Here is a 6,139-nt window from a genome sequence, read left to right as displayed (position 1 = left end):
TGACAATCTCCCCACCGAGCCGGCCTGTCGACCAGACCGACCCGGTGATCACCCATGCCCAAACAAGGCCGTGGTCAAGGTGTTTTTCCGGTCAGCGCGTGCCGACCGGGACGTTGCGGACCTGGTGCTCGATCAGGCGCTTGGCGAACCTGGCGATTTCCGCGTCCCGGCCCGCCGGGCTGAAGTCCTTACCGGGCTGCTGCTCGGCCACCCACCGTTCGGACCGCTCCACCATGCGCAGCAGATCGGTGACGGCGCCGGGGTGCTTGCGGCACAGGTCGACGGCGATCCGCAGCCGGCGTTCCGGGACACCCCGCAGGTATTCCGGCATGCCGGCCTTCCAGGCGAGCGGGTGCACCAGGTAGCCGGCGGGCAGGTTGCCGGGCCCACCCATCGGTTCGAGGATCTGCAAGGGATCGAGCCGTAACGGTGGCGCGTTGACACCCATCCAGGCGAGGCCGGCGAGTGCCAGCACGATCATCGCGAAGATCGCCGCCAGCGGGTTGCCGGTGCCGATCGCCACGATGATCCCGAAGCCGACCAGTACCAGGCCTCCGCCGGTGATCGTCCCGATGTTCCCGGTGGTGTCGCACGCCTCCCGCCTGGCCTCGTCGATGTACTTCTGGATCACGTTCTCCAGTAGGGGGTTCGACGGTCTCCATCGGTCACCCCGTACCGGAACAGTGCTGTCTGACAACTCGGTCATAGGGATTTCGAGTCCTCTCCGCTCGTCCGTGTGCGGTTTCCGGACCACGAGGCGCGGCCGTCCGTGGCCGCGCCTTTTCCGGTAGTGCCGCGAGAATCGGCACCGCGGCCGGGGACTTGAGCCGAATCCACCGGGCGTATGTCGGCAGACCGGTCGTGTCAGCCGGTGGGGTGCGGAGTACTCACGGCCGGTGCAGGGGACCGCGGTGGCCAGGCCACGGCGGGCCCGTTCAGCGCGGACGGCGACCTCGGCGACGTCCGTAGCGGGCGCCGGCCACCGCGATGACGATGACGATGCCGGGCAGCCAGGTCAGCGGGTCGGCGAACAGGACGGCCAGGGCGGCGTTGGCCAGGGTCACCGCGACGGTCACCACGGCCGGCAGCAGCATGGTCAGCAGCCGTTTCCACGCGGGGTAGACGACCGGGCCGATCAGGTACCGCGGGCGGTCGGCGTAGCCGTCGGCCAGCCGGTCGGGGTCGCCCAGTTCGAGCAGGGTCTGCTCGACGGCGGGGGTGCCCAGGCCGCCGACCGAAGGTCCGGCTGGCTCTCACCGCTGTCTCGAGCGTTCCGAGACAGCGGTGAGAGCCAGCCGGTTTCTCGGTGAGGGGCCGCTACGCCCGTGAGGCGCCTTGCGGTCCTGGTGGACCGGCCTCTGGCGCGGGGCGCCGCCGGGGGCGGGGCCGGTGCGGTGGGGGAGGTGTGGGCCGTACGAGAAGGTGCCCTCGGGGTTGAGGAGGTTTCACTAGTAGGCTCGGGGCCGTCGTGTTTCGGCGGTTCGGGTAGAGGGACGGATATGAGTGACGAGGCCGAGTTCCACGCGGACCGGACGCAGGAGTTCTACCTGCCGGCCGTGGTCCCGGCCGTGCCGCCGCAGCACGGTGGCGCCGAGGTGATCGAGATCGCGGCCTACCGCGGGGAGACCAAGTTCGAGCGCGAGGTGATCGAGAAGATCGCGTCGTCGGCGGCCCGGTCGGTGCCCGGTGTGGTGGAGCTCGGCGGCGACGTGGCCCGGTTCTTCAACTCGGTGCTGGACAAGATCGGCCTGGACAAGGTCGGCGACTCCACCCGCGGTGTGTGGGCCAAGGTGGACGGCACCGACGTGGAGATCACCGTCATCCTGGTGATCTCGGCGGGCGAGGTCGTCGCGGACGTCACCGCGGCGGTGCGCACGGTGGTGATCGAGGCCGTCGAGCGGTTCGGCCTGCACGTCAGCGAGTGCACGGTCAAGGTCGACGACATCAGGCTGCCAGAGCACTAATTTTTCCGGCATGTCCGGTATCTGGTTCTCGTCGAAGGTAACGTGCGGTCTGTCGACCGCATCTCACCCGGGGGGAATGATGATCACCGTGCCCGCGGGGAGCAGCCTCACGCTGCGATGCCCGGGCACGCAGCCCATCGTCATCGTCTCCCTGGCCGACGTGTCCGCGCCGTTCCTCACCGACCTGCCGCCGATCCCGGTCCTCAGCCTCGACGGCCCCGGCGTGCGCCGCCTCGGCGTCCTCGAACTCGTCACCTCGGCCGGCGTGACCTGGGTCGAGGCCGAACTGCGCAACGACCAGCTCACCGTCATCGGCGACGCACCCACCGACGTGGTGCAGCGGCGCGCGTCCGCCCGGCGCCCCGGTACCTATCCGGCCGTCGGCACCGCCCAGATCGAGAACGTCGACGGCCGCCAGCTGGTCCCGCTCACCGGCCGCGTCGAGGACATCTCCACCTCCGGCCTGCTGCTGCGCGCCACGACCGACGACAACCTGCCGTCCCTGCCGTACGGCATCGAGCGCACCCTGCTGCACGTCACGATGCCGTGGGGCGAACTGACCGCCGCGGTGACCACCGTCGACCAACGGGCCGACCTGCTGCGCGGCACCTTCGAATGGATCGACCCCAACGCCTCCGACGAGCTGTTCCGCTTCTGCGGCAACCGCCTCAGTTGAGCGGCGCTCCGCCCAGGTCGGGGCGGCCGCCCGGGTGGCGGACGGTCACGCCGGCCGCTTTCACCGCCGCTCGCGCCGCCGCCTCCGCAGGGTCGCCGCGCAGCAGGGCCGCGGTGAGCGCCGCCGTGAACGCGTCACCGGCGCCCGTGGTGTCGGCGACCTTCTCGTCGGTGAGGGGCAGCACCAGGTCGCCGGAGCCCCACCGCCGGTCGCGCCACGCGAACAGGTTGCCGTCCGGCAGCCCCAGCGCCACCAGTCCGGGCCCGGCGTCCAGCAGCTCGCGGGCCGCCGCCCGCAAGCCTTCGCGATCGTCGGCGGCGACACCGGTGAGCAGCCGCGCCTCCTGGTCGTCGGCGCGGAGCACATCGGCGAGGGCGAGGACCTTCTTCTCCGGTACGCCGTCCAGCACCACCAGCGCACCGCCGTCCCTGCCGTGCCGGGCGGCGGCCGTCGTCGCCTCCTCCGGCTGCTGCAACTGCACGAGTACGGCCCGCGCCGACCGCAGCCGTCCGGCGGCCCGGTCGACGTCGGCGGCCGTGAGCAGTTCCGGCAGATGCTGGAGGTAGCGCCAGTGCCCGTCGCCGTCGAGTGCCTCCACGATCAGTCCGGTCATCGTCCCGGGGCGCCGGACCACCGACGACACGTCGACACCGTCCCGCTCGGCCTGGGCCAGTAGGTCGTCGCCCACCCGGTCGTCACCGCAGACGGCGACGAGTGCCACCGGCACACCCAGTTGCGCGAGGCCGACCGCCTGGTTGGCGCCTTTGCCGCCGAGCATCTCCCGGCGCAGCCGCACGTCGGCAGCCGCTCCGGCCGGGGGCATCTCGTCGACCTGGAGCACCAGGTCCCGGGCCAGCTGTCCGACGACGACGGCATCAACGGTCACAGCGAACGGCGTACCCCCGGAGGTGGACCGGAAACGCTCAGCCGCCGCCGGCCGGCCCGGAGCGTCTCGGCCGGCATCTGGAGGTACTCGGCGACGGTTCGGCGCGGCCTGATGCGCGTCGGCCCGTGATGAGGCGGTCACCATGGGTTGCCGAACGGAAGGCAGGACCCTATGGTGACCGAGTGTTGTCGACCGGTGTCGATATGTATCCGGCTCGTGGTGAGGTCCGGGCCGGGACCGAGATCTTCCATCTCCGCAGCCGCGAGGAATGCGTGGCCGCGGACGGCGGCTGCCGGGTCCTGCGCGGAGACGCCCGGCAGGGCAGTACACCGGGCCGGGAGGTTCGGCTCGTCCGGCTGGACGTCGTTCGCGGCGGGGCCGGTGCCGAGCGGCGGCGGGCTGAGCTGAAAGCCGAGGCGCGACTGCACGATGCGGTTCCGGGGCTGCCGCGGGTGGTGTTCCGGTGCGAGGAACCCCTGTCGTTCACCTTCGCCACCCGGATGCCGCCGGGCGTGATGCTCACCGAACTCTACGGGCGGCCGCCCTGGGCGGGGGCGGTGCTGCGTGACGTCCTCCGGGGGATCGCGCTGGTCGGCCGTACCCTCCAAAGTCTCCATGAGTGGGGCAGAGCGCATCGCGCGCTGCGGCCGGAAGTGCTGTTCGCGTCGCGGGACCGGATGTGGCTGCGGGACGCCGGGCTGGCGGCGACACCACCGGAGGCGGGCGAAGGCGCCGGTGCCTACCGGGCGCCGGAGCAGCGGCGGGCGACCGGCGGCCCGGCCACCGACGTCTACCGGCTCGCGGCGGTCGTCTATCACCTCGTCACCGGGGAGGCGCCGGGCGTGGACCCGCTGCCGGTGTCGCGACTGCGGCCCGAATGGGCCGGATTGGACGAGCCGCTGGCCGCCGCGCTCGACCCCGAACCGCAGCGCCGCCCGGCCCTCGCCGACCTGATCAGTGACCTCACCCACACGGCGCAGCGGTGAGCTGACGGGCCGTCGACCGGCCGGCGACGTACCGTTGATCCGGTGAATGACGTATCCGCACCCGTCATCGCCCTCGGGCACCGGTTCGCCGACGAGCTGCCCGAGATGGCGGTCTCCTGGCAGGCCGCCCCGGTGGCCTCGCCACGGCTGCTCGTGCTCAACGAGCCCCTCGCCGCGGAACTCGGGCTCGACCCGCAGTGGCTGCGCACCGATGAGGGCCTGGCGTTCCTCACCGGGAACACGCTGCCCGAGGGCGCGGCGCCCGTGGCGCAGGCCTATGCGGGGCACCAGTTCGGTGGATATTCGCCCCGGCTCGGCGACGGGCGTGCGCTGCTGCTCGGCGAGATCGGCGGGCGGGACCTGCACCTCAAAGGATCGGGGCGCACACCGTTCGCGCGCGGCGGGGACGGCCTCGCGGCAGTCGGGCCGATGCTGCGCGAGTATGTGATCAGCGAGGCCATGTATGCGCTCGGCATCCCCACCACCCGGTCACTGGCGGTGATCGGCACCGGCAAGAGCATCGTTCGGGAGAACCTTGCGCCGGGAGCGATCCTGGTCCGGGTCGCGGCCAGCCACCTGCGGGTCGGCAGCTTCCAGTTCGCCCGAGCCACCGGGGACGACGGCCTGCTCCGGCGGCTCGTCGCGCATGCCGTCGAACGGCACTACCCGGAAGCGGGGGACGCGCTCGGGCTCTACCGGGCGGTTGTCGGCGCCCAGGCCGACCTCATCGCGCAGTGGATGCTCACCGGGTTCGTGCACGGCGTCATGAACACCGACAACATGACGATCTCCGGGGAGACCATCGACTACGGTCCGTGTGCGTTCATGGAGGGCTTCGATCCGGCGACCGTCTTCAGCTCCATCGACGAGGGTGGGCGGTATGCGTACGGCAATCAGCCCGGCATCGCCCAATGGAACCTCGCCCGGCTCGCGGAGGCGCTGCTCCCGCTCTTCGACGACGATCAGGACCAGGCGATCGCCAAGGCCACGGAGGCGCTCTCGGAGTTCCGGGGGCGGTATGCGGCGGCCACACTCCGCGGATTCCGGGCCAAGTTGGGGCTCACCGGGAGTGATGTCGATGATGCGGTGCTCACGTCGCTGATCGAGGACCTGCTGGCAGTCCTCCAGGCAGACCGGTCCGACTTCACCTCGTTCTTCCGAGACCTGGCCGGGAACGACGGATCTGTCGCCGAGGCGGCGGACGGCGACCTCGGCGAGTGGATCACGAGGTGGCGTGCCCTCGGACCCGACACCGACGCCATGAACCGGGCCAATCCGATCTACATCCCCCGGAACCATCTCGTCGAGGAGGCCCTCGCCGCGGGTACGGACGGTGACCTCGAACCACTCCACGGGCTCCTCGAGGCGATCACCGCACCGTTCGACGAGCGCCCGGGCCTCGACCGCTTCGCCCAGCCGGCGCCGCCGGACTTCGGCACCTACCGCACCTTCTGCGGGACATAGACCCATTTTGTACGAGCTACCCAAAGCGCCGTGGCCACCCCGCGACGCCGGCGAGACCTCACCGCCGCCAGCGCGTCTTTCGGGCGGAAGCGGACCGTGACGCCCTACGCCCGGCCATGACTGTGCCCGCGTGCCGACGGCCGGGCGTGGCCGATGGCGCCGC

At 71.6% G+C, this 6,139-nt stretch carries 7 protein-coding genes; 4 read left to right on the top strand and 3 right to left on the bottom strand.

The window, feature by feature from the left end; translation table 11 throughout:
• Positions 1–91 precede the first annotated feature (91 nt).
• Both BC793_RS03530 and BC793_RS49460 read right to left on the bottom strand, forming a co-directional pair.
• Positions 92–706, bottom strand: a complete 615-nt coding sequence (locus BC793_RS03530; RefSeq protein ID WP_146246180.1) for a hypothetical protein — start codon at positions 704–706, stop codon at positions 92–94.
• Between the two features lie 229 nt (positions 707–935).
• Positions 936–1,094, bottom strand: coding sequence for a hypothetical protein (locus BC793_RS49460; RefSeq protein WP_158319193.1), 159 nt, complete (start codon positions 1,092–1,094; stop codon positions 936–938).
• 405 nt (positions 1,095–1,499) lie between these two features.
• Here BC793_RS49460 and BC793_RS03525 point away from each other — a divergent pair, with 405 nt between their 5' ends.
• Together BC793_RS03525 and BC793_RS03520 are read left to right on the top strand one after the other, a co-directional pair.
• Entirely contained in the window at positions 1,500–1,964 is a 465-nt protein-coding gene (locus tag BC793_RS03525) for an Asp23/Gls24 family envelope stress response protein (RefSeq protein ID WP_109589039.1), read from the top strand.
• A gap of 79 nt (positions 1,965–2,043) precedes the next feature.
• Positions 2,044–2,640 carry a hypothetical protein gene (locus BC793_RS03520; RefSeq protein WP_109589128.1) on the top strand — a complete coding sequence of 199 codons (597 nt, stop codon included), beginning with the start codon at positions 2,044–2,046 and terminating at the stop codon, positions 2,638–2,640.
• On the opposite strand, the gene BC793_RS03515 is transcribed toward BC793_RS03520, so the two are convergent.
• Positions 2,633–3,526, bottom strand: a complete 894-nt coding sequence (locus BC793_RS03515; protein ID WP_239169745.1) for a PfkB family carbohydrate kinase — start codon at positions 3,524–3,526, stop codon at positions 2,633–2,635. The genes BC793_RS03520 and BC793_RS03515 overlap by 8 nt on opposite strands.
• A 203-nt stretch (positions 3,527–3,729) precedes the next feature.
• Here BC793_RS03515 and BC793_RS03510 point away from each other — a divergent pair, with 203 nt between their 5' ends.
• Complete coding sequence (locus BC793_RS03510; protein WP_109589037.1) at positions 3,730–4,512, top strand: protein kinase family protein; 783 nt, start codon at positions 3,730–3,732, stop codon at positions 4,510–4,512.
• 42 nt (positions 4,513–4,554) lie between these two features.
• Positions 4,555–5,976, top strand: coding sequence for a protein adenylyltransferase SelO (locus BC793_RS03505; RefSeq protein WP_109589036.1), 1,422 nt, complete (start codon positions 4,555–4,557; stop codon positions 5,974–5,976).
• The last annotated feature ends 163 nt before the right edge of the window (positions 5,977–6,139 follow it).

The sequence above is a fragment of the Actinoplanes xinjiangensis genome (assembly GCF_003148685.1).
Classification (GTDB): domain Bacteria; phylum Actinomycetota; class Actinomycetes; order Mycobacteriales; family Micromonosporaceae; genus Actinoplanes; species Actinoplanes xinjiangensis.
This window is presented reverse-complemented; position numbering and strand designations above follow the sequence as displayed.